Below are 25,484 nucleotides of genomic sequence, written 5' to 3' on the forward strand. Positions count from 1 at the left end.
ATGTACTTTAATTTTTGCTCTATTGTAAATTGTTTTCTTGACATAGAAAAACACATTCCTTTCTTAAACTGGAATGTGTCTAAAAATTTTCTCCTAATATAGACGAATTAATTTTCTTTGTTATTTATTTCTTCTTTTATGATATCTACTTCATGAGGTAATTCTTTTGAATCAGCTTCTATGCTAGTAGTATCTGTATTAGAATCGTAACCATTATTTTCTAAAAATGTGTTTTGCTTTCCATACATTTGTCTTCATTTATTCATTAATTGTTCATTTAGAGTAAATGTTGCAATTAAATATGATATAGCACATAACCCAAATACTACAACTGTATCAAATGGGAAAACTAATCATTTTACTTCAAAAGTTTCTTTACCATTGACTTTAATTGTCTCAGATTCAGGAATTCAAAATAAAGTAAGAATAATACCTAAAATAAAAATGTAATTAGGAAAACGATAAATTGATATTTTCTTATATCAAGCTAGAATAAATCCATAAATCACTATACTAAAGCCATATACGATTGAAATCACAATTCTAGCTGCTATTGGTAAAACATAGTTAGAAGATGGAATAAATGTTTTTCAAGGTATGATAATACCGCTACATAAGATTAAAACTAAACTTGTGATAAATAAGTATGTATAAAATATAGTAGCATATCAATTTCTTTTTTTAGCTTGTTTCTTTTTCTTATTCACGTGAGTCTCTCAATCTCATCATATTTAGAATAAATTCTGCTAATGGTAATGTAACAGTTTCTTCTTTTCCGTATTCTCTATATGAGATAGTTTCGCTCAATCTTTCTTTTTCTCCAAGAATAATTTGGAATTTTGATTTAGACATTTGAGCTTCACGAACTTTTTTAGCAAGTCTTTCGTCACGATCATCTAATTTAGATCTAAAGTCTGCATTAAATAAAATATTATTAACTTCTTTTGCATATGCAACATCTTCTTTTTTATTAGTTGCTGGGATTACTGTGAATTGTTTTGGAGCAAGTCAAAATGGTAATACACCTTTAGTTTGTTCAAGTAAGATAGCTACAAAACGTTCATAAGTTCCGATTAATCCACGGTGAATCATAACAGGACGTTCTTCTTCATTATTTTGGTTAGTAAATGTGATTTGGAAACGTTCCGGCAATAAGAAATCAAGTTGTAATGTTGAAACTGTAATTTCATGTCCTAAAGCTGTAAAGATTTGGATATCCATTTTAGGACCATAGAAAGCTGCTTCACCAATTTTTTCTTCATATTTAACACCTAATTCATTAAGCACTTCACGAAGTTGGTTTTCAGCTTCATTCCACATATGATCATCTTCATAGTATTTTTCTTTGTTTTCTGGGTCTCTTAATGAAAGTGATACATATGAAATTTGAATTTTAAAGATTTCTAATGTTTCTTTAATTAATTGGTACATTGATTTGAATTCTTCAGCAATTTGGTCTTTTCTAACGAATAAGTGACCTTCTGTTAAAAGCATTCCTCTAACACGTTCTAAACCTGTTAAAGCCCCTGATTTTTCATATCTATATAGTTGAGATTGTTCTGAGTATCTAATAGGTAAATCACGATATGAACGTTTTTCTGTGTTGTAACATAAGATGTGGTGAGGACAAGTCATTGGACGTGGAATTAAACGTTCATTTTCAACTACGATAGGTCTAAACATATCATCTTTATAGTGAGCTAAGTGTCCTGAAATTTCATAAAGTTCTTCTTCTCCGAAGTGCGGAGTAAGAACTTCTGTAAATCCATATTTTCTATCCATCTTAAGCACAAGATTTCTAATTTCATTATGAATGTACATTCCATCTTCAAGCCAGAATGGTAAACCTTGACCACCTAGCTTATTAAATGTAAATAATTTTAATTCTTTACCTATTTTTCTATGGTCTCTTTCTTTACGATCTTTTAAAATTTCCAAATAAGCATCTAGTTCTTCTTTTGTTTCTCAAGAAGTACCATAAATTCTTGTAAGTTGAATATTGTCACTATTTCCTCTTCAGTAAGCACCAGCTAATGAAAGTAATTTAAAGTGTTTGATTTTCTTTGTATCTTCAACGTGTCCGCCTGCACACAAGTCAACAAAGACTGTTTCATTATTTAATGGATCAACTAAAGCATAGAAAGTAACTGTTTTACCATTAGCTACAAGTTCATCATATAATTCTTGTTTATAAGGTTTATTTGTAAAATCATATTCATCGATAGAAACTTGTTTCATAACTAAGTTACGTGAAGCAAGTTTTTTCATATATTTTTCTATTTTAACTAATTCGGTTTCGCTTAATGGTGTTTCGAATTCGAAGTCGTAGTAGAATCCTTCTTCAGTAGCGGGTCCAAATCCCAGTTTTACATTTGGATATAGTTTTTCAACTGCAGCACCAAGTAAATGGCTTGTTGTATGATTTAAAAATTTATTCGCTTTCATTTTATCTCCTTAAAGTAGTGTAATTATATTACTTTTTTATTATTATATCTTACTCTGTAAGATAAAAAATGTCTAGAATTTATCTATGATATTTAAAAAAAAGAAAAAGTCTTAATGACTTTAAATTATTTCTTATTCCTTTCTACATTTTTTTCCTTTTATGAAATTTTATTTTTTTAATTTTTAATTGTCTTTTTTGAAAAAGCTTTTTATAAAAAAATTACTCATTTTGATATTTGCACCTATTTTTTAGATAAAAAAATATAATCTTTTTTATTCATTTTTGCATTTCCACAAAAGTGGAAAGATAAACAGCTATGCTACATATATATATCTAAATGGTTATATATCTATGTATATCGGGGACAAATAAATTAACATAAATCACTAAAAATTTAAGGAGATAAAATGAAAAAATCAAAATGATTTTTATCATTACCATTAGCTACCGGTACAATAGTTGCACCATTAGCAGTAGTCGCATGTAAAAACGACAAAAATGCGGAAAATGATAAAAAAGAATTAGAAAATAAAAAAACCGAATTAGCTACGATTCAAGAAGAAAAATCTCAGCTTCAAGGGCAATTAAATGCTAAAACAGCTGAATTAGAAAACTTACAAAAAAACATGAAGCTAAAGTTGCAGAATTACAATCTACTGCAAAACAAAAAGATGATCTTTCAAATCAAGTTACAAATCTTCAAGGACAATTAACAACAGCTCAAAAAGAAAAAACAAGATTGGAAGAACAAATTGATGCTAATGAAGAGAAATCAAAATCTGAAAAAGCAGATTTATTAAAACAAGTTGAAGATAAAAAAGCAGAACTTGCTAACTTACAAAAAGAATATCAAGAAAAAAATGCTGAATTAGATGGAACTAATGCTAAGAATGCAGAATTAACAAATAAAGTTCAAGAATTCGAAAAACAATTATCTGCAATTAAAGGTGAAAAAGATACTTTAACACAACAACTAGCAAACAAAACAGAAGAATTTAAAAACTTACAAAAAGAACTTGAGGCTAAAGACGCAGAATTACAATCTACTATAAAACAAAAAAATGATCTTTCAAAGCAAGTTGAAGAACTACAAGCACAATTAACAGCAGCTCAAAAAGAAAAAGAAACATTAAAAGCTACATTTGATGATGTTAATAAAAAATACGAAAAACTACTTATCGAAAACAGTGAACTTAAATCAAATGATGGTACAGATGAATCTACATTACAAGATGTAGAAAAAGCTGACGGAATTGAAGAAATTGCATCTAAAGTTAATTCAACGGAAGGCGATTCACTTGATGATAAAATTGCTAAATACATCGCTGATAATAATTTAACTCAAACATCTGAAAAAGAAGTTAATGGTAAAAAACAATCTGTAGTTGAAAATACCGAAGCCGGAGATAAAATAGAGATCTCAATCTTATTAGAAATTAAAAAGCTCAATGAAGCAAATGAAAATGATGATCAAACTACTAAAAATAAAAAGGCAAAATTAGATGCTGCACACATCAATTTAAATAAATATCAAGGTGATGAAAATTCTGCAGTAACACTTGCTGATTGAATTAAATTTGCAGTTGAAATTTCAAACGCACTTAAATAATTATTCAAATCTTAGTCATATGGTTTCATATGACTTTTTTGTTTTAATTCGAAACAAAAAACACATTCAGATAAGCGAATGTGTTTTTTATATAAGTTATATCTATATTAACGAGTAGATCATTTAAATGATTTAGAAGATAATCCAAATAATAGAACACTTCAAATATAAGGTAATATGAAATTAATTATATTTTCAGTTTTTGATCCGATGGTTATTAAATCATTATGCGTTATTGATTTATTACTCATTAATATATATGAATTTAGATATGAGTTTAACTCTGTTCTATTTTTAATAAATTCAACAATTTGATTTATACTTGCTTGTAGATTATCTCCATTTAAGTCAGCAATAATTTTATTAAATTCTTCTTTTGATGCATTTTTAGGGTTTATACCTAAGGCGAGATTTTCTAGAAAAATTAGATTATTTGCAGCTTGATTTTTATTAAGAAGAATACTATTTAATTCTTTGCTTACAGTTTCATTTAGCACTGATTCAAAAGGAATTAACATTGGTTGAATTGTTTTTAAGGAATTAAATGAATGATATGTTTTAGAAACATCAAAGATATTGTATTTTTCAAAGGCTATCGTATTAAAATCATTTGCTCCTATGTTATTCATATTTCCCAAAAGTTGATCTGCTTCACTTTTAATTGAACCATTTTGCATCATAGGGTATTTGTTTAAAACAAGTGTATATTTTGAAAGCGATTCTAAATATGATTTGTAATCATTTATTTCATAAATGGCGGGTGCATTTTGCTCACTAAAATTAATATCTTTTCCATTTATGCTCATAATATTAGATAAATAAGCGTTTCCATCAAAAGCCATCTTATTTTGTGTTATAGATGATTTAAATGGAGAGATATAAGAGAAATATCACATACCTTTAACTTCTGAAACAGCAACCATAGGAAATACTTGTCCTGTTAAAAACATAGAAATAATTAGTAATGTAGACCCAATAGCTTGAATCATTAAAATAGATTTAGATACTGAAACAATAAATAATCCTACAGCTAGCGAAACAAGAGTCAAGGTAAGTAATGAATAAATTAAACCGAATACATCTATTTGTTGAAAAATTTGTTTTAGAGACGATAATGATACCGAATAAGTTTTATTTCCGATAACTTGACTATAGATAACCTTTCCATAAAGGAAATAGTCAGGGCCAAATATTATAAAACTAAAGAACAATGTTCAAAGCCCCGAAAGAAACATAATTAGAAAATAATAAGTTGATACATAAAGTAAAAAGACAATAGGTTTTATTTTTGTAGCTCCTATTCTTTTAAGTAAGGTAGATTTTTTGAACTCAAAAATTGCTGTAGGAAGCGAAACACAAGCAATTGCTACTGGTCCAATTGTTAATGATGAAGAAATAATCATTGGATAGTTAAATATCAGACCACAAACAACAATGAAAATTATAGGATATCCGAATGCAAAAAATGGTCCTACGAACGCTTTTCAAAAATGAATATTGATTAATGAAAAAATTCCATTAAAAGTATTTTCTGTGTGTGATTTATTTTTTGTTTTTGCCATATTATTATCCTATATATTTATCCAAGCAGTTCGCTATAGAACCAAATTCATTAATTGTTTCATCTCTTAATGCATCATAAATAATTTTTCCTTTATGCATAATAACTATTCTATCAGCAATTATTTCAACTTCATTTACGTCATGAGAAATCAATAGTATTGATGAGTCGTTAGCTATTGCAAATTTTTTAATAAAATGAATTAGTCTTGATTTAATTTTTATATCTAAACCAGTGCTTAATTCATCTAATATTATTAGTTTAGGGCAGTGAATTATTGCTAATAAAGCATTTAGTCTTTGCTGTTGTCCGCCAGATAATGAAGCTGCTTTGTTATAAATAAACTCATCAATTCCAAAAATCTTAATTAAATTTTCTACATCCTCATCATCAAGTGTTGAACCATAAATCTTTTTCATCGACACAATGACGTCTTTTACAGTTAAACCTTGAGGGTAGGATGAATCTTGAAATTGTATTCCTATAAGCGTATTATTTTGGTGTTCACTATCTTTAAATTCATAAACTATTTCGCCTGATGTAGGTTTAGAAATACCAACTATCATTTCTACTGTAGTCGTTTTTCCGGCACCATTAGAACCTAATAGCGCAACATTTTGTCCCTTGTATAAAGTCAAATTCATATTTCTTACTGCATAAAATTCTTTGTTATGCCTAATCGAGAATTTCTTACTAACATCCTTTATGCTTATCAACTTAGGCAAATCAAACTCTCTTGTTTTAATATTTTCAAATCCTTCAACTTTTTGAGATTGTTTCTCGAGGTCCGATAAAAAATTTTTAGAAATAATTTTTACTTTAGTAATATTATCATTCATTTTTACATCCTTCTTCTTTAATTATAAAGATATTTTAAATATTAAGTTATATATTATATTAATTTGAAAGTTTTTCACAATATTTGGTTTTAAAGATAACAGACGAACTCGTTTATAAAAATAGGGTGCACAAGTTAATCAGTTATTCAAACAATTAATCTATTTCATTATTTATTTATATTTTAAGTACGTTTATCTTATTTTTAAAGAATGAGTGAGTAAAAGATTATGAACGAACAGATTCACCTATTATTTTTCTTGCTAAATTTTCGAATGCTCACTTAGGTATTTTAAATATGCCCCTAAACCTAACGGTAAAATTATTTCTATTAAAATTAATACTCAAGCATTTGAATAAATTCTATCAATTAATAATCTACTAGAATGTACATTGTTTTTAGTAGAAATCGACCATTAGCTATTGAAATAGTATAGGGCTACTTTATCTTAATCATTTTTTTAAAAGTTGTTGTGAAATCTTTTATTTTTCTACAACTTCTAAGGGTGTAAATAAATTATTGCATCCATTACAGATAGTGCAGGAATAGTTAAAGCAAGCATTTATAATTCAAAATTTAAAATTCCACTTAAGCTACTTTTCTTCTTGGACTGTATCAAAATTTTTGGAATAACTGTGTAGAAATTAATATGCTTGTAATTTGAAAAAAGCTCTTTAATAATGTAATTCTTAATTAGTACATTTCCATATTAATCATTATTTTCATTTTATTTGTATTACATTTTCTATAAAAATAATTTGTAGCAAGGTTGATTTGATAAATTCTACTATATTTACAATTGGTGGGTTTCTAATATCATTAGGATCATATTGCCAGCTACACTCATTACTTGATAAGGCGATGTTGCTGTTAGAATTCTATTATGTAAATTCTTATATTTGCTAACTAAACTGTTAAATAATTCTTTAGTTATATCTCTTTAAATTGAAATGCATTCAAAATTATGATACTTGTGAAATTTACAACCATTTTTTAATAATTTGTTTGGTAAAGTTACTTTGAAACTTAGTTTATCAAGGTAAAATGTCCCAATGATAGTGTTGAAAATAGTGATGTTAAGCCTATTTTTATTCATTATATACTTTTTAAATGTTAAAAATTAGCATAAAAAAACACAACGCGCTTTATCTAAGAAGTAACAAATGCATTGTATTAATTTATTTATTATTAGTTTTTAGATTGGTATTATCTTTCATCAGTTCATTCGAATTGGAATCCGTAGATACTTACAGTATCTCCGATTTCAATTCCCATACGAACTAATTCATCTCAAACTCCGAGTTTTTTTAGAATATTATTAAATCTAACTAAGTTATCAAATGTATTGATAGGTATACGGTTGTATAGTTCTTCAACCTTTTTACCCTCAACTTCGAAGTAACCTTTATATGGATTTTTAATCACATAATCTGGTTCGTACTCGATAACTGTTTCTTCTTCTTGTTCTTCTTCAACTGCTTCTAAATTATTTTTTGTAATCATATCTCAAAGTTTTGCTTTAACTTCTTCTAAATTCTCACGGAAAATAGCTGAAATTGTAACAACTTCAATGTTTGGATATTTATTTTTAAATGCTTCTAAATGAGGTTTGAAAGCATCTAAATCTGATTTGTTCGCAATAACTAACTGTGGTTTATTTTCAAGCTTTAAATTATAAGATTTAAGTTCATTATTAATTATTTCAAAGTCTTCGATCGGATCTTTTTCTTCTGATCCGAAGTCGATAATGTGAGCAATTACTCTACAACGTTCAATGTGTTTTAAGAATTGAATTCCAAGTCCTTTACCAAGTGAAGCACCCTTGATTAATCCAGGCAAGTCTGCTACTGTAAAAGAATCCTCGTGAAACTGTACCATTCCAAGTTGCGGCACTAAAGTAGTGAATTCATAATCAGCAACTTTAGCTCTAGCGTTTGAAATCGCATTAAGGAATGTTGATTTACCTGCTGAAGGTTTTCCTACTACTCCTACATCACTGAGAATTTTTAGCACGATGTGAGCTTCAAATTTTTCTCCAGGCATACCATTTTCACTAATACGTGGCGCTGTATTTTTAGCTGTTTTGAACTTAGTGTTACCTCTTCCACCTTTACCACCTTTAGCAATTAAGTATGGAACATTAGGCTCGATAACATCAGCAATTAGTTTTTTACCATTATATACTAAAGTACCTACCGGAACTTTGATATAGGTATCTTCAGCATTAGCACCATATAAGTTTTTAGGTCCACCTTTAATACCATCTTTAGCTACGATATGTTTGTTTTTGTAAAATGCAAGCAATGTATTTTTTCCACTGTCTCCGATGAAGTAGACATTTCCACCACGTCCACCATCTCCACCATCTGGTCCACCTTTATCTACGTGAGCTTCTCTACGGAAAGAAACCATTCCATCTCCACCACGTCCGGCTTGAATATTTACATAAACTTCATCGATAAATTTAGCCATATTTTCCCTCCTTGGGTTTTAATTTTAACCTAATTAATTAAATTATATAGGTTTTTGACAAGATTATAAAAACAGCAATAAAATCTGCTGTTTTTATCATTGATTTTATATTTTAATTATTATATATAGTCGTTGATTCCAACAAATGTTTGCTCATCTGGATGGTTAATGTCTCAGAATCCATTTTCAATTCTTTTTGCTCTTACTCTTTGACGATGTAATTCAAGTTTTGATCAAATTCATGAACATATATAGATAGAAGAATATACCCCGATACTAATTCCAAATAACATAACGATGTTAAATGAGAAATCAGTTGCGTTGTGGAAACATAATAGCACAATAATAGCTAAAATGGTAGTTCCTGATGTGTATAAACTTCTTTTCAATGTTTCAGCAATTGAGCTGTTAACAATCTTTGTAATATCATCTTTATTTAAGATTTGGTTTATGTATTGTGTTTTAATTGTTTCTCTGATTTTATCAAATGTAACAACAGTATCGTTAATACTTAAACCAAGAATTGAAAGCATAGCAGCAACAATAATTGTTGAAACTTGTAATCTTGTAATTACAATAAAAGCAATTACCATTAAGAAGTCATGTAGTAGACCTATAATAGCTGCAAGAGAGTATGTTCAACTCATTCTGAATAGTAAGTAAAGCACGATTCCTGCAAAAGCAATTGCAGTTGCAATTACTGCATTAAGCACTAATTTTTGTGCTTCGCTTGATGAAATTGAGTAATCAATTATCTTAAGTGCTGATTCTTGTCCTAAGATTACTTCTTTAATTTTTTGCAACTGTTCTAAGCTGAATTCTTGAGCTGTTTTAATTGAAATAGCTCAGTTATCACTTGATGAAGATACCTTGTTTAAAGTGATAATTGAATTTACATTATGAATATCTAAATCCTTAGCATTAGTTACTAAAGCTTGTTGTACTTCCTCAGCTTGTGCTTGGGTTAATTGACCACCAATATCAGCTGAAATTGTAATATTTGTTCCACCTGAAAATTCTAATGAACGGTTGAATCCAGCTCATAATTCTTTATTAGCTCCTGAAATTGAAGCGAACACTATCACACCTATTAACATAAAAATGATTGAGCCTAAAGCAAATCATTTAGCTTGTGCGAGATAATTATTATTTTCAACTTTAAGACCTAATTTAGTTTTATGGTTTATATATTTCTTTCTAATTCCTAGTAGATAAAGCTTGTTGTCAAGTAAGCCTGTATTAACTAGCATTGTTGCTAAAAATCTAGAAAATAGAAGCATTACAATTAAAGTAAATAGGATTGAAAGTACTAATGTTACTGAGAATCCTCTAACTTCTTTAGTTCCGAAATAGAATAGAATAAATCCTACAATAATAGTTGTTACATTGGCATCTAGAATTGAGGAAAGTGATAATTTATTAGCATTCCTGAACGACTTCTTCAGTGAGTCGCCAGCATATACTTGACGTTTTAATCTTTCATAGGTAATAACATTAGCATCCACACTAATACCAATACCAATAATTAATGCAGCAATTGTAGCTGGTGAGTATTCACCACGTAGTACTGTAAATAGTAGTAATGTTAAGAAAATGTATAATGCAATTGAAATAGTACTTAAAGCACCTAATAATCCGTAGTTAACCATCATAAAAATTGAGATTAAACTAAAGATTACGATTCCTGCATACATTGCGTAATTAAATGCATTTGAATTTAAGTTAGGGTTTAAGTAAATGTTTGATAACACTGTTAAGTCATAGTCACTTAATCCAAAATTAATTTTTCCAGCTAATTCATTAGCTTCTTGAGGTGTAAATTTACCTGTAATTTGAATATCAGCTGAATTAAGTGGTTGATGTACTGTTGCATCAGAAATTAAGTATTCTCTAGCATTGAATTGATATTCTTTTAAACCATTAGTAATGTATTGTGGCTTACCATCGATACCCATTACCATATCGTAAGGTTTATTACCAACGTGAATAAAGTTTCATAAGTTATGACCTGATTCTTCTCAATCTTGAGGATATCTGTCTTGAGCCAGCTTAAGAAGTTTTTCAATGTTTAATCACATTAAAACTCTAGGATCTTTTTGTTTTGAAATATACTCAGTTGCTTTAGTTCATTGATAAATAGCATCTTGATTTTCTAATTTAAGGCTAACTGATGTAGCACCTGATTGTTGGCTTGTAGAAATTGATGCTGAATTTTGTTTGAATGGAGGTATTCAATTTAATGGTGTCCCATTTTTGTTATCAAGTGAGTTAATTGGATCACCTAATTTAAAATCACCATTATAGAACAATGGCTGTAAGTCAGCATTCGTCATTGTTAAGATAGGTTTATCTACGATTTCTTTTTCGAACTCAATCCGTTGTGAATCTGTGATTGCACCACTTTTTGTGATCCGAATTTTTCCATCACCTTCTGAAGATACAGTAATACCATTTAATCCTGTACCACCAGTTAAACGTTCAAATAATGACTTATTAACTTGTTCAGTTAAAGCTTTATCAGCATTCTGACCATCTTTTTTAACTTGGACAAGTACTTCAATTCCACCACCATACTCAATTGACTTATTAATATTTTTATTAATGTAGAATACACTACCAAAAACAATTGCTAATATTGCTGAGACAATAGTGATGAAACTAATAATAAATCTCTTAAAATTATTTAATTTTAAAAATTTGCTTCATCTCTTTTTCATAACTAGTATATATTTTAACAAAAAAAACCTATATTCATAATGAATATAGGGTAGAATAAGCTTTTTGCTTATTTGAATTTATGTTAAAGCATTTTGATTTATTTTTAGGCATGGTTAATTATCTATAAGTCTATGACATAGGCTTATTAGTATTAAAAAACCTTGAAATAAAATCAGCCAATTAAGGCTGATATACTACTACATAATTGAGTGAATTTTGATATTTGAAAGCTTACTTTCAGCATCTAATCCAGGAACTACAGCTAAAACCACTAAATCCGTAACTTTAATTCCTTGATTATGAAGTAAATCAACTATTGCTTTAGTTGTTCCTCCTGTAGCTAAAATGTCATCGATGATAACAGCTTTTAGCCCAGGTCTAAGTACTTCAGCTTGAATTTCTAAAGTGTTATTTCCATACTCTAAATCATAGTTTTGTTGGATAACTTTACCTGGCAATTTACCCTTTTTTCTAACCATAACAAATGGTTTTTTCATTTTATATGCAATAGGAGTTGCAAAGATAAATCCTCTTGCATCAGGAGCAACGATTATGTCTGCATTTTCAACATATTTACTCATTTCATCAACTACATAGTTAAACGCTTCTGGACTATTTAATAAAGGAGCGATATCTTTAAAGATGATCCCTTCTTTAGGAAAATCGGGAACGTTATTTATATATTTGTTTAAATCCATTTTTAGTTTACCCTTACGTCTTCGTAGAATTCTAAGATATCATCTTCTACAATATCATTAAATCCTTTGATGTGTGTACCAAAGTCTTTTCCTTTAACAACTTCTTTTGTATCATTCTTATCACGTTTTAGTGAATCTATAACACCTTCATAAATAACTTTTCCAGTTCTAATAACTTTAACTTTACAGTTTTGTTTTACTACACCTGAATCACACATACATCCAGCAATTTTTCCAACTTTTGAATAGAAGAATACTTTAATAATGTGTGCTTCACCAATTTTACGTTCTTCGTAAACTGGTGCTTTTTCTCCATCAAGCATTTTTTCACAGTCTTCAATAATTTTGTAAATAACATTGTGAACGATTAATGAAACACCTGCACTAGCAGCATTTTGTTTAATGTTAGGTGATACTTTTAAGTTAAAGCAGAAAATTGTAGCATTAGAAGCTTTAGCAAGTAATAAGTCTGTTTCATTTACATTTCCAGCTCCAGCTGAAATAACTTTAATGATAGCTTCTTCATTTTCTAATAAGTTAATTTGATCTTTTATCGCTTGAGAAGTACCGTAAACGTCAGATTTAACAATTACGTTAATAACTTTTTTACCATCAATATTTTCTTCAACATTGCTTTGTGAATATAAAAGATCCATTTTATCTGCATTAGCTTTTTCTTGTGCTAATTTCTTAGCGAATTTTTCATCGTTAAATCCAATAAATCTATCCCCAGCATCTGGAACATAGTTAAGACCTGAAATAATTCCTGGAGCTCCTGGTGTAACTTTTTCTATCGCATTACCATTAGAATCAAAAATCATTCTAACTCTACCGTAACGTGATCCAGCAACTAAGAAGTCTCCTTTGAATAATGTTCCATTTTCAACAATAATTGTTGAAACTGAACCAATTCCTTTATCGATACGCGATTCAATAACAGTACCAATTGGATATCTATTAGGGTTTGCTTTAAGGTCTAAAATTTCTGATAGCAACATAATTGCATCAAATAATTCATTTAGCCCCTCACCCTTCATAGCTGAACCATAAACGATTTGAGTGTCTCCACCATATTCTTCAATTAGAACGTCGTTTTCAGCTAATTCACCTTTAATTCTGTCTAAATCTTTATTAGGTTTATCCATCTTGTTAACAAACACAATCATAGGAACACCTGCAGCTTTTGAGTGTTCAATAGCTTCTTTAGTTTGAGGCATAACCCCATCATCGGCAGCAACTACTAAGATAACAATATCTGTTACTTTAGCACCACGAGCACGCATTTGTGTGAAGGCTTCATGACCTGGAGTATCAAGGAAAGTAATTTTGTTTCCTTTATAATCAATTTGGTAAGCACCTGTATGCTGTGTAATTCCACTGCTTTCTGTAGCAACAACATTTGAGTGTCTAATCTTATCAATTAATGTTGTCTTACCGTGGTCAACGTGTCCCATAACTGTAATAATTGGTGATCTACGAACTAAATCTTGTTCATTATCTGTGAAGTTAACTTCATCAAGGAAGTTAGATCCATCAATATTTGTTTCTTTTTGGAAGTCATAACCATAATCTAAACAAATTTCTGCGATTTGTTCTTCATCAAGAATTGTGTTAACATTACACATTTTACCTTGCATAAACATTTTCTTAATGATTTCATTAGCTGAAACCTTAATTTTTTCAGCAAAATCAGAAATAGTCATCTTTTCTGTAAAAATAAAGACACCATCTTTTAATTCTGTTTTTGTGTTTGATAACTGTTCTTTAATTTCATTGATGTTTGAAATTCTATTATTTTTCTTTGTCATAAAGCACCTCCTTTAATTCTTCCTCTATTTTCGTATATACTTCAGGACTAATATTAGTTCTAAATACACGATTAAGAGCCTTGGTTTTCTTTATGTAATTTCAATTTTCTTGTGTAGGGATGAAATAAGCCCCTCTTTTTAATTTATTTTTATTTAAATCTAATTCAACTAGATTTGTTGCTTTATCAAAGCTGAATCTAACTAATTTATTAATGTCTGTGATTTGATTAGTCGCAATACATTTGCGTGTATAAATCTTATTCTCAATCATCATTTGCTAGCTCTGAAACATCTAATGAATCTGCTAGACCATAAGATGCTAAATCATCATCAACTTTGAAATCTTTAAGTTGTACTTTAGAATTCTTAAATTCGTTAAGTACTTTCTTAGTTTTAGCTTGAACTTCTTCTGGAGAAACTTCTTTTTCTTCGTCTTCTTCATCATTTAGTTCATCAACATATTCAACATCGTATTTTTCAATTTCACTAATAAAGTCGTAGCTGTCGATTCCATCTACATCAACCTTGATTGCATCTTCATCAAATAATGAGTCAAGATCTTTCATATCGATTGCATGTTTTTTAGCTGCAGCTTTCTTAACAGCTTTTGTTTGTGCTTTATTAGGCTCTTCAATTTGATTTCCGAATTCATCTAGCTCGTTGTTGAAATCGTTGAATAATGCATCTGTATCAATAAATGAATCGATGTTGTTAAGCATTCTAGAAGCTTTAGAATTTTTGTTTCTTTCTGTAGATTTGAAGTAGTGAGTATCGTAATCATCAGCTTTCTTGAATTCAAATCCTTTTTCAACAGCGTCACTTGCTTTTAATACTGTAATTTTTGTATTTGTTAATCTAGAAGCAAGTTCAATGTTGATTCCTTTTTTACCTATAGCAATGTTAATTTCGTTATCACGAGCGATTGCATAGTACTTATCAATTCCTTCTTCATTTCTTAGAATAACATCAAGTACTTTTGCAGGAGCTAAAGCATTTTTAATGTATTCAAGTTTATCATCTGAATAATTAATTAAGTCAATCTTTTCTCCACCTAATTTTTCAGAGATCGCATTGATTCTTACAGCATATTCTCCAAGTACAGTTCCAATAGTATCGAAATCTAATTTTCTATCAGGATTTTTTCTTAAAGCAACTTTAGCTCTAATACCTGCTGATCTTTCGATTCCAACTATTTGTAAATCACCATTTTGAATTTCTGGGATTTCAGTAAATAATAAGTCGAATAATTCTGTATTAGATGTTGTTGATACAGAAACGATGCTTAATTTTGAATCTTCATTAATTGCATCAATATAAACAGCAATGAATTTACCTGGTTGTAAGTTTAATTTTTCATTAACTTTGTTAGCAGGTAAGAAAGCTGTAACTTGATCTTCAAATGCAACATTATATGATCCATTTTTGTTTCTTGTTAATACTTTAGCATCAACTTTTTGTCCTAATAATTGTGAATATTTAGCAATAATTTTAGCTTTTTCTATTGCTTTATATTCTTGTTTATAGTCATTTAAAATAGCAACATTTATTTTGTTTGGTAAGTCTGCAAATGTAAATGGAATTTTTACGAAGTCACCAACTTCTAATGCTGGATCAATTAATTTTGCTTGAGAAACAGTCATGCAAATTAATTTTTCTTCTGGTGTTTCATCGTTAAATTCAAAATCATCTTCAACAACTTCTCCATTAACATTAAACATTCTTACTAATTTATTTTCGTGGTCAGCTTCAAGCACGATTTCAGCACCTTTGTCAATGTTTTTAACAAATGCTCTTTCTGTAGCTTGTCTAAAGATTTCCATAATGTTTTCAAATAAGAAATCATTGTGTGTAGCGACTTCTTCAATTAATCTATATAATTGAAATTCTTCAGAATTATTAACTTCTGGTGTTATTTTTTTAGTAGCCATAATGTCCTCTTAAAATTTTATATATTCGCTAATTTCAGATATATTAGCTTTTTCAACCTTTATTTTTCTGATTCTTCCTTTTTGGTTTCATTCAACTAAAAGGTAATCATCTTCAACTGATAATAATTTAACAATAAGAACCTCTAAACCATCAAAAGGTTTATTAAGTTTAATTTCTAAATATTTATCAGAATTGATGAATTCATGAATGTTTTCTGAAGTAACAGATAAGTCTGTCCCTTTTGATAAAACCTCTAATGAAAAATCATCTGTATATCAGCTTTGTGATTCTAAATAAGTTAAAATCTCTCTTGAAAGTGTTTCAACTTCATTCAAGTCAGTTGAATCCACTGTAATAGAAAGTGTTTTACCAAATATAGGATCATTTGTTATACTTGCGTATAAAATTTTAGGAAATTGTTCTTTTAATTTGTTTTCATTAAACATTTTTCCTCCTATGTAAACGATAAAGAGTTGCTGAACCAGCAACTCCTTTCTTTAACAATTTAATTTATGTATATATCATACAGTAAAAAGTGAATTTTTTAACCAAATATTTATTTTTTTAGCACCTATATAATAGATATTAATGATTTTTAATTAATTTTTAAATTCTATAATTTGTCTTTTTGCATCCACTTCTGCTTCGATTCCAAGTGGAATTATACACTTAGGAAGTGCATGTCCTATATTAACGTTATATAGTACAGGAACAGAACTTGGAACGATCTCTTTTAATAATTCTTTATACTCATTATAGTAAGCTTCATTTTGAGGTTTTCCTACAAGAATACCTGAAATTTCATCAAAAATTCCATAATCTTTTATAGCTTGTAACATAGTAGCATAATGTTCAGGACTTGATTTTGTTTCAGCACTTTCTAATAGTAAAATCTTATTTTTTCATGCTTCTTTTGAAGGAAATACATTATATTTTAACGAAATTTCGTATGCAGGTGAAGTTTTATCTAAGAAGTTTGAATAAATAGATTCGATACATCCACCTAATATTTCTCCTTTAAATTTTTCATTTCCTTGTAGAAGTTCAAAACCATGTGTATCTTTATGACTTATTCTGCTTGTATTTAGAGCTTTTGGACTGAAATCAGTTCTTTCATCATATCAAATATCAGATGGTTTAATATTTTTAATTTTTCCAGTTGAAATAAGTTCCTTGAAATACTTTTCTGAGTAAGGTAACATATCAGTATCTAACTCGCAGATATCTGTTAGAAAAGCTTGACCATAAAATGTTTTTAAGCCTAGCTTATAAAGTAAAAAGTGATTTACTGTAGTGTCTGAAAAACCTAAAAATAACTTGTTAAATAAGCTATTAGCTAAAACATTATTTTCCATTAAATAAGGAATTAGTCTATAAGTGTCATTTCCACCTATAGCACATAATATTAAATCAACATCCTTATCTTGAAATGCTTGAATTAAATCTTTTGCTCTTGCTTCTGGGTTTTGATCTAAATATTTAATTCCTTTTAAAGCGTTATTCATTATTTTGACATCTAACCCCATTTCATTGAGTCTTTTAATTCCTAAGTCTAGTTCATGCTTAGCAAATTCTTCACCTAAAGCTCCACTTGAAAGTGAAACTAATCCTACTGTTTTAATCATATTTACTCCTTTTGTAATTTGCTATAAAGTTAAATTAAAACTGCGAGTAATGAAATAACTTCGCAGCTTAATTATTACAGCAAATTATCACTGCTATTTTTTATTCTACTTCTTTTTCTTTAACTTGAAGATATACATCGGCTAATTGGTCAGCTTCAACATTTGAAGGTGCTTTAGTCATTAAATCTTCATTTCTTGAGTTTTTAGGGAATGCAATAACATCTCTAATTGTTTTATGGTTTGCAAGAATCATAACTAAACGATCGATTCCAAGTCCAATACCACAGTGTGGTGGCACTCCATATTCAAAAGCTTTAAGGAAGAATCCAAATTTGCTTTGTTGAGCTTCCTTGCTTAATCCAATCATTTCAAACATTTTTTCTTGCATTTTTTCATCATAAATTCTAGCTGAACCAGAACCTAATTCAAATCCGTTTAACACTAGGTCATAGCTACGAGCTCTAATTTGTTCTTTAGGTAAAGTATCTAATTCTTCTAGAGTATTATCAAATTGTGTAAATGGGTGGTGTGCTGCTGCTCAAGTGTTGCTTTCTTCATCATATTCAAACATAGGTCAATCAACGATTCATTTAAAGTTATATTCGTCTCTTGCTCAGTTATATCATGAATTTAATTCAACACGTAAAGCTCCTAAAGCTTGAGAAGCATTTTCATATTTATCAGCACAAATTAAGTATGTACCATTTGCGTTTGCTTGAGCTTGAATTAATTTAGCAATTTCTTCAGCAGGAACTTTGCTTGCAAAGTTGCTTTCTACTACTTGATTATTTTCGACTGTAAAGTAGAATAAAGCCTTTACCTTGTTTTTCTTAGCAATTTCTTCTAGTTTCTTGTGGTCCTTTTTAGAAATCACTTCATCTATTTTTAATAAACGAACGCTTGGTGCTGATTTAATGATATTGAAATCACTGTTTTTACAGAAATCATTGATTGTAACAATTTCATTTCCATATCTAAAGTCAGGCTTATCTGTTCCATATTTATCGATACATTCATCGTATTTTACACGGTCAAAAGGAACTTTTAATTCGACATTCATTACTTTTTTCATGAAGTATTTGAATAAACCTTCAATATAACTTTGGAATGATTCAACATCCATAAAACTTACTTCAATATCTAGTTGTGTAAATTCTGGTTGTCTATCTTTTCTTGAGTCTTCATCTCTAAAACATCTTGCTATTTGGTAGTACTTTTCTAAAGAAGAAATCATTAATAATTGTTTAAATAATTGAGGACTTTGAGGTAAAGCATAAAATGCATTAGCTTTATTTCTTGTAGGAACTAAGAAATCACGTGCACCTTCTGGTGTTGCTTTAGATAAAATAGGTGTTTCTACTTCTGTGAAAGCTTCACTTTGTAAATATTCTCTAATTGCAAATATAATATCATTTCTTAATTTTAAAGTGTTTTGCATTACAGGACGTCTTAAGTCCAAGAACTTGTATTCTAATCTTAATTCTTCTTTAACATCAATATCATCTCTAATTTGGAATGGAAGTTGTTCTTTAGAAGTTGAAAGCACTTTGTATGATTTAACTAAAACTTCTATTTCTCCTGTAGGTAGATCTAAATTTTTATCTTTTCTTTCAACTACTAAACCATTAACTTCTAAGACTGATTCTTTAGTGAATGAAATTGGTTCATTGAAAACTAATTGAGTAATACCAAATTTATCTCTTAAGTCCACGAAGTTAATTTCACCAAATTTTCTTTTGTTTGCTATTCAACCATAAAGAGTAACTTCTTTGCCTTGATCAGCAAGTCTTAACTGATTGTTATTAATTGTCTTTTTCATTTTTCCCCATCAATTCTTCTGCAACATATTCTTCTATTTCATCTATTTCTATTTCAGTTTCTTGATCTACATTTTCAATTAAAAAAGTAAATAAGTCTGCAATTCCATGTAAATTCTTACCGAATGAAATTTTGTCTCTAGTTACTAATGATTTAACGTTTAATAAATCATTTCCTTGCATTTTATCTTCATAAATGATAAATTGTGCTGTATGTTTATTTGCTTTATCAATAATTTTCTTAGATTTTACTAACTCGAGTTCAACTTCAACACTAAAGAAGTTTCTTAAGTGGTTATTAGCTAGTCAGAAAGCATAATCAATATTTGAATTATCATCACTCATAGCAATATAAATATCAACATGTCTTGCTTCAGCTTCGATATGTGTTACTTCATTGAAATCATCACGAATTAAATCAATTAATCTATCAACTCCGAATCCAAATCCAACACTAGATACATCGGGTCCGCCTAATTCTTTAATTAAGTTTGAGTATCTTCCTCCACCAATAAGTGTAGATTGTGCTCCAACATTTTTATCTTTAGAAACAAATTCAAATACTACTTCATCATAGTAATCAAGTCCTCTGACTAATTCGTTAGATACCTTGTATTCAATTCCATTTGTATCAAGTGTCTTAAGAACATTTTGGAAATATAACTTAGATTCAGGAGATAAGTAATCTTGAATTAAAGGAATATTCTTCATAAAGTCTTTTTTACTATCTTCTTTATCATCTAAAATACGTAAAACTTTTTTGTTTGCTAAACGTTCTTTTGAAACTTCAGATAACTGATCTTGATATTGAACTAAGTAATCATATAAAGCTTTTTCGTAATTAGCTCTACTTTGCGCATCTCCAATTGAGTTAATTTTTAATTCATACTCTAAGTTGAATAACTCTAATAAATCATTAGCTGTTAAGATAACTTCTGCATCTCTTAAGTAATTCTTGCTTCCTACATACTCCACACCAGCTTGATAGAATTGTCTATATCTTCCCTTTTGTGGTTGTTCATATCTAAACATAGGTCCAAAGTATGCAAAACGATCGAAATCATCTGCATATCATTTATTTTCTATAAAAGCTCTAACGAAAGAAGCTGTTCCTTCTGGACGAAGGCAAATTTCTCTATCACCTTTATCCTTAAATTCATACATTTCTTTTTTAGCTATTTCACTTTCACCAACTGATCTTTTGAATAAAGATACTTGTTCCATGATTGGTGTTTCTACCATTTTGAACTCGTGTTTTGTAACAACATTTTCAAATGATGTTAAGACAAAATCTTTCAACATCATTTCTGTTACAGAAAAATCTTTAGTTCCTTTAATTTTATTTATCATTTTTACCTCTTCAATTTGCTTTTGTAATTATATATTATTTCTTTTTTGCCTTATTTAGTTTATTAACTAAATAAGTAACCTTTTTAAGAATTTTTTTCTGAGTTCAAATTATGTATCACTTCTTAATTCAAAAATTAATTTTATAAAGGCTTACCACAGTTTCAAACTTAAATTCAATTTGATTATTTAACATATTGTATGAAATGTAAATATTGCTCTTATTATGCTTGCTTTTTAGTCTTAAATTAATTAAGTATATGTACTTATTATTTTGATAATTAATCGCGCGCATTTTTTCAATTTTATATTTACCTAATGCATCTGGATTTTCAAGTAAGAACTCAAAAAGCATTTGCATATCTTCTTTAGTTTTCTTCAAGTTGTAAATATTTAATGATGTAAAGTGACTTGCTTCAGTCATTTTTTTATACTTAAAGGTAAAAAGATTATTGTTTTCTTTGTAATTGAGCAACATAAAGCAAAAATTAAATAAAAATTCTAAATTATCAAAATTTAAATTCATATCTAAATTATTCGAAAAGCCTTGACCATAGGCAAATAAAACATTGTTTGCATCTGAAATTTCATTTTCAAACTTATATGATATTTTGTAGTTTTCTAAATTAGAAATAATAAAGTCAGCTGCATTCATTGGGATGAATATTTGCTCATTTTGTAAGTAATCTTTTTGTTTTCAGTAAAGATATTGGCTATTAATATACAAGAACGCTATTTCATCATCATTTAATGTTACATAACCCTCTTTTGTCTTAGTAATTAATTTTAAATCACCTTGCTTATCTAAAATAATGATTAAATCTGCTTTATAGTTAGCAGTACGTAATCATCTTCAAAATACAATAGGAGATTGCGAAAGTAGATCTTTATTCATCATTGGGTTAAGCTTAGAATACTTAATATTTACTTGATTGAAGAAACGTTCCAAAATATAGGCAGCGCCTTCATCTTCAACCATTAGATATACTGATAAAGTTGAGTAATAATCTAACTTATTTTCACGATTAACATAGCGAGATAGCACATTTTTAATGTTGCTATCGATAACTTTATTGATATTTAATGTTATGACATCATTTTTATTTGAAAAAATAAAGTGTTTTTTTCAAGTATAAAGCTCATTAATAAGCTTTTCTTGTTCTTCAATCGAAAGGATGTTTTTACCTGAATGTATTTGTAAATAATACTTATTGCTTGCAGAATTATATTTTAAATAAATTGCATAATCAATATCTAAAGAATCAATAGCTGATTGAAACACAAATTTATTAACTTGAGGAACATTAAAACCATATACTAAGTGTTTTTTGTCTCTTAGATAACTTATAAAATAGTTTCTTAATATTTCAGGATAATTAGCATCGTTATCTGTAGCAAATAAGACTCTAGCTTTTTTTCTAAAGATTCCTGTTGATACATATGTATTATCAAAAATATCAATTAAATTAACTAGAGTATAGATGTTTAAGTTCCCAAATCCATATTGTCCTAAATCACTAAATTCAATTCCATAAATTGTTGCTTTGGGGCGTGTGTAAAAACTATTATTAGGAAATAAATTATCTATTTCACGAACAAAGCCTTCAAAGCTCAAATCAATGATGTTATTATTGCGATATAAGTTGTATCAAGTAGTTAATTTGTGTTCATTTTTTTGTGCCATTTTGTTCCTTTACTTTTAGTTTAATTTTATCAAATTAAAAAAATGCTATTGAGTTAATTAATGTAAAATATAAGATATTTTAACTAATATTTTTTCAAGGAGATAATATGTCTTTAAAAGCAGGAATTGTAGGTTTACCTAATGTAGGTAAAAGTACATTATTTAGTGCTATAACTAAAAAACAAGTAGAGTCATCTAACTATGCTTTCACAACTATCGAACCTAATATATCATCAGTACCACTTATTGATCCAAGATTAGTTGAGATTGCTAAAATCATTAATCCAGACAAAATAGTTTGAGCAACTTTTGACTTTGTTGATATTGCAGGATTAGTACAAGGCGCCTCAAAAGGCGAAGGACTTGGAAACAAGTTTTTAGCTAACATTAGAGAAGTAGATGCAATCATCCACGTAGTTAGATGTTTTGAAGATAAAAACATCATGCACGTAGCTAATTCAGTCGATCCAGTTAGAGATAAAGATGTTATCAATATGGAACTTTTATTTGCTGACTTAGAAACAATTAATAATGTAATTAATCGTGTAACTAAAAAAGCAAAATCAGGCGATAAAGATGGAATTATTGAATTTGAAGCAGCAAGTAAAATTAAACAAGCTTTAGAAAATAATATTCCAGCACGTGAAGTAACGCTAGATGAAAAAGAAGCTAAATTTATCAAAGGTTACCATTTATTAACTTTCAAACCAATTATTTATGTTGCAAACTTAAGCAATGATCAATTTGCTGATTATAAAAATGATAAAAATTATTCTGCATTAGAAGCTTCATTAAAAGAAGGCGAAAAGTTACTTCCAATCTGTGTACAACTTGAATCAGAGCTAATTGCTGTAGAAGATGAAGCAGAAAAAATGGAACTTTTAGGTATGTATGGAATTGAAGTAAGTGGCTTAGATGTTTTAACACGTGAAGCATTTGATTTATTAAATCTTGAAACATACTTTACAGCAGGAAAAGTTGAAGCTAGAGCTTGAGTTTACCATAAAGGATGACTTGCACCACAGTGTGCAGGAGTTATTCACTCAGATTTTGAAAAGAAATTCATTAAGGCAGATGTTATTTCATATGAGGATTATATTGCTTATGGTGGTGAAGCTGGGGCCAAAAATGCAGGAAAATTACGTTCTGAAGGTAAAAACTACATAATGAAGGATGGTGATATCTGTCACTTTAAATTTGGCAAATAACCAAATTCAAAATGAAAAAGTTTTTTAAATGATCATTAGGTCTTTTGCTCCCTGTATTAAGCACTTTTAGTATAGTTTCTTGTAAAAAAGAAATTCATTTTTCTGAATTTAAAGATTTAGATTTAAGTCTTAAAAACGAAGAAGTAATTCCACAAGAGCAAAAATATCAAGCATTTGAAAATGATATTATAGATTCTGCGCAAAACCCTTATCCTTCAGTATTTATTAGCAGAAATGCATCACAATATTTTATCGCTAGTCAATTTGCTATGCTGGCTCATCTAGAAATGAATAAAGATAAAAGTCAAAACGATTTTAATGATGTAATTTACTTGATTGATTCAACTGTTAATCAATATAATAAGACTCTTCAAAATAAAGATCAAAGATTCAATTTTAAATATTTACTAGATAAATATGGTGATAAGCTTAAAAATTCTAACGGTAAGTTAACTGTTTTAGATAATACAAAATACATTAATAACACCGATAATAAATATGAAGTTTTCGTCAGAAATTTAAATGAACTAAAAACATATTTAAATTCATATCTAGATAAAACACAATTATTTGATTTCTATATACCTGACATTAGTTTTACAGCACTTGATGACACAACTAGAGATTGAATCATTACACATGCTAATAAAATTGTTATTTTAAGTGATGGTAATGCACAACCTTATTGATTTATTCGTGAAAATTATTTACCTTGAGTCCTAGGACAAAACACTTCTTATACTCAAGAAGAGCTTCTTGAACATTGAAACAATGGTATCAAAAACCAACATAGCGATATAGATTACCACTATTTTTATACACTTAAAGATAAATTTAAAATTTATAACTCAGTTGGTGATTACTCATTAATTATTAATAAATTTTTAGAAGCTAATGATAAATCGTGAGCTAAATTAGAAATTAATTCATATCCTTTAAACTTTACAAAACTATCCCAAAGTATGAGTCAATATATTCAACCTCTAGAATTTAGTAATGATTTTTCTAAATTAACTAAAATTAATAATAAGTCACTTTTAGACTTAGTTACTTACGGAAAAGAAAATTACGATCCCAACAAGAAAAATTTAGTATTTATTGGTTCATCATTATTTAGACCTTATAGTAACGGTAATCCTCGTATCTCTGAAACAAATCCTGGAACTTTAGAAGCAAAAGGATATATTCAAAAAATCTTTGAGCTCTATCCTGCTGAGGAATACAACTACTTTTATAAGTTACACCCAGCATTCAAGAACGAACACAGTATTCAATATGTTAGAGATTTAACTTCAAACAAAATTGATAATGCAATCATTCTAGATTCATCAGTTTCTTGAGAAAATATGGTTGCTATGGATTTAGCTTCAATTCAAGAAGGTAGTTCCATCTTATTTGATAAGGATGACTTTAAAGATGGCAAAATAAAAACAAAACTTTTTGGGTTACAAACTACTACAACAACACTTTTAACAACTATTTCTATGCTTCAAGAGTTCTTTAATATTTCACTTAAAGATACTTTATTATTTGTAGATCCTAAGAACTTCCCAATACCTGAACATTTTCACTTAATAACAAGGGATAACTATAAAAATAATTATCTAGATAATTTAAAAGCTATGGAAGATGCTTACTTCTTCTTTATTCATTCAGGTAATTTTCCTAAACTTGATGAATTCATCTCAATGAGTGAATTTTTAAAGCTTGAAAAATAATTTAAT

The 25,484-nt window shown here is 28.5% G+C and carries 19 protein-coding genes; 4 read left to right on the forward strand and 15 right to left on the reverse strand.

The genetic code is table 4. From position 1 onward, the window contains the following. Positions 1–107: 107 nt before the first annotated feature. Positions 108–707 carry a hypothetical protein gene (locus ACX1M8_RS00750; RefSeq protein WP_458807275.1) on the reverse strand — a complete coding sequence of 200 codons (600 nt, stop codon included), beginning with the start codon at positions 705–707 and terminating at the stop codon, positions 108–110. Continuing rightward, positions 700–2,445, reverse strand: a complete 1,746-nt coding sequence (gene thrS, locus ACX1M8_RS00755; RefSeq protein ID WP_458807274.1) for a threonine--tRNA ligase — start codon at positions 2,443–2,445, stop codon at positions 700–702. The genes ACX1M8_RS00750 and thrS overlap by 8 nt, the downstream gene beginning before the upstream one ends. A 408-nt stretch (positions 2,446–2,853) precedes the next feature. On the opposite strand from thrS, the gene ACX1M8_RS00760 reads away from it, so the two are divergent. Together ACX1M8_RS00760 and ACX1M8_RS00765 are read left to right on the forward strand one after the other, a co-directional pair. Next, the gene (locus tag ACX1M8_RS00760; protein ID WP_458616229.1) at positions 2,854–3,159 is read left to right on the forward strand and encodes a hypothetical protein; all 306 of its coding nucleotides are present in this window, start codon (positions 2,854–2,856) and stop codon (positions 3,157–3,159) included. A gap of 26 nt (positions 3,160–3,185) precedes the next feature. Continuing rightward, a complete protein-coding gene (locus ACX1M8_RS00765) occupies positions 3,186–4,055 on the forward strand; it encodes a coiled-coil domain-containing protein (protein ID WP_458836594.1) in 870 nt (289 codons plus the stop codon). Between the two features lie 107 nt (positions 4,056–4,162). Here the strand turns inward: ACX1M8_RS00765 and ACX1M8_RS00770 are convergent, their stop codons facing one another. From ACX1M8_RS00770 to ACX1M8_RS00830, 13 genes are all read right to left on the reverse strand, one after another. After that, positions 4,163–5,617 (reverse strand): hypothetical protein, encoded by a 1,455-nt coding sequence (locus ACX1M8_RS00770; RefSeq protein ID WP_458616231.1) that lies wholly within the window; start codon positions 5,615–5,617, stop codon positions 4,163–4,165. Between the two features lie 4 nt (positions 5,618–5,621). Next, the gene (locus ACX1M8_RS00775) at positions 5,622–6,455 is read right to left on the reverse strand and encodes an ABC transporter ATP-binding protein (protein ID WP_458616232.1); all 834 of its coding nucleotides are present in this window, start codon (positions 6,453–6,455) and stop codon (positions 5,622–5,624) included. 1,205 nt (positions 6,456–7,660) lie between these two features. Continuing rightward, positions 7,661–8,926 (reverse strand): GTPase ObgE, encoded by a 1,266-nt coding sequence (gene obgE / locus ACX1M8_RS00780; RefSeq protein WP_458807191.1) that lies wholly within the window; start codon positions 8,924–8,926, stop codon positions 7,661–7,663. 119 nt (positions 8,927–9,045) lie between these two features. After that, on the reverse strand, positions 9,046–11,643 hold the full coding sequence (gene secDF, locus ACX1M8_RS00785; protein ID WP_458835810.1) for a protein translocase subunit SecDF: 2,598 nt from the start codon (positions 11,641–11,643) through the stop codon (positions 9,046–9,048). Between the two features lie 198 nt (positions 11,644–11,841). Then, positions 11,842–12,342 carry an adenine phosphoribosyltransferase gene (locus ACX1M8_RS00790; protein WP_458836595.1) on the reverse strand — a complete coding sequence of 167 codons (501 nt, stop codon included), beginning with the start codon at positions 12,340–12,342 and terminating at the stop codon, positions 11,842–11,844. A gap of 2 nt (positions 12,343–12,344) precedes the next feature. Further along, positions 12,345–14,150: a translation initiation factor IF-2 gene (gene infB, locus ACX1M8_RS00795; RefSeq protein WP_458616236.1), complete on the reverse strand. Its 1,806-nt coding sequence runs from the start codon at positions 14,148–14,150 to the stop codon at positions 12,345–12,347. After that, complete coding sequence (locus ACX1M8_RS00800; RefSeq protein WP_458834907.1) at positions 14,134–14,421, reverse strand: YlxR family protein; 288 nt, start codon at positions 14,419–14,421, stop codon at positions 14,134–14,136. The genes infB and ACX1M8_RS00800 overlap by 17 nt, the downstream gene beginning before the upstream one ends. Then, complete coding sequence (locus ACX1M8_RS00805; protein WP_458798121.1) at positions 14,408–16,078, reverse strand: NusA N-terminal domain-containing protein; 1,671 nt, start codon at positions 16,076–16,078, stop codon at positions 14,408–14,410. The genes ACX1M8_RS00800 and ACX1M8_RS00805 overlap by 14 nt, the downstream gene beginning before the upstream one ends. A 9-nt stretch (positions 16,079–16,087) precedes the next feature. Next, a complete protein-coding gene (locus tag ACX1M8_RS00810) occupies positions 16,088–16,525 on the reverse strand; it encodes an LSm family protein (protein ID WP_458616239.1) in 438 nt (145 codons plus the stop codon). A 153-nt stretch (positions 16,526–16,678) separates the two neighbouring features. Next, on the reverse strand, positions 16,679–17,704 hold the full coding sequence (locus ACX1M8_RS00815) for a S66 family peptidase (RefSeq protein WP_458836596.1): 1,026 nt from the start codon (positions 17,702–17,704) through the stop codon (positions 16,679–16,681). Between the two features lie 100 nt (positions 17,705–17,804). Beyond that, positions 17,805–19,523, reverse strand: coding sequence for an aspartate--tRNA ligase (gene aspS / locus ACX1M8_RS00820; protein WP_458836597.1), 1,719 nt, complete (start codon positions 19,521–19,523; stop codon positions 17,805–17,807). Continuing rightward, positions 19,507–20,871 carry a histidine--tRNA ligase gene (gene hisS / locus ACX1M8_RS00825; RefSeq protein ID WP_458836598.1) on the reverse strand — a complete coding sequence of 455 codons (1,365 nt, stop codon included), beginning with the start codon at positions 20,869–20,871 and terminating at the stop codon, positions 19,507–19,509. Before hisS ends, aspS begins: the two co-directional genes overlap by 17 nt. 34 nt (positions 20,872–20,905) lie before the next feature. Then, entirely contained in the window at positions 20,906–22,552 is a 1,647-nt protein-coding gene (locus ACX1M8_RS00830) for an MAG5620 family putative phospho-sugar mutase (protein ID WP_458836599.1), read from the reverse strand. 107 nt (positions 22,553–22,659) lie between these two features. Here ACX1M8_RS00830 and ychF point away from each other — a divergent pair, with 107 nt between their 5' ends. Both ychF and ACX1M8_RS00840 read left to right on the forward strand, forming a co-directional pair. Then, entirely contained in the window at positions 22,660–23,760 is a 1,101-nt protein-coding gene (gene ychF / locus ACX1M8_RS00835) for a redox-regulated ATPase YchF (RefSeq protein WP_458798118.1), read from the forward strand. Positions 23,761–23,771: 11 nt separating this feature from the next. Further along, positions 23,772–25,478, forward strand: coding sequence for a hypothetical protein (locus tag ACX1M8_RS00840; protein ID WP_458836600.1), 1,707 nt, complete (start codon positions 23,772–23,774; stop codon positions 25,476–25,478). Positions 25,479–25,484 lie beyond the last annotated feature (6 nt).

The organism is Mycoplasma tracheobuteonis (assembly GCF_054456995.1).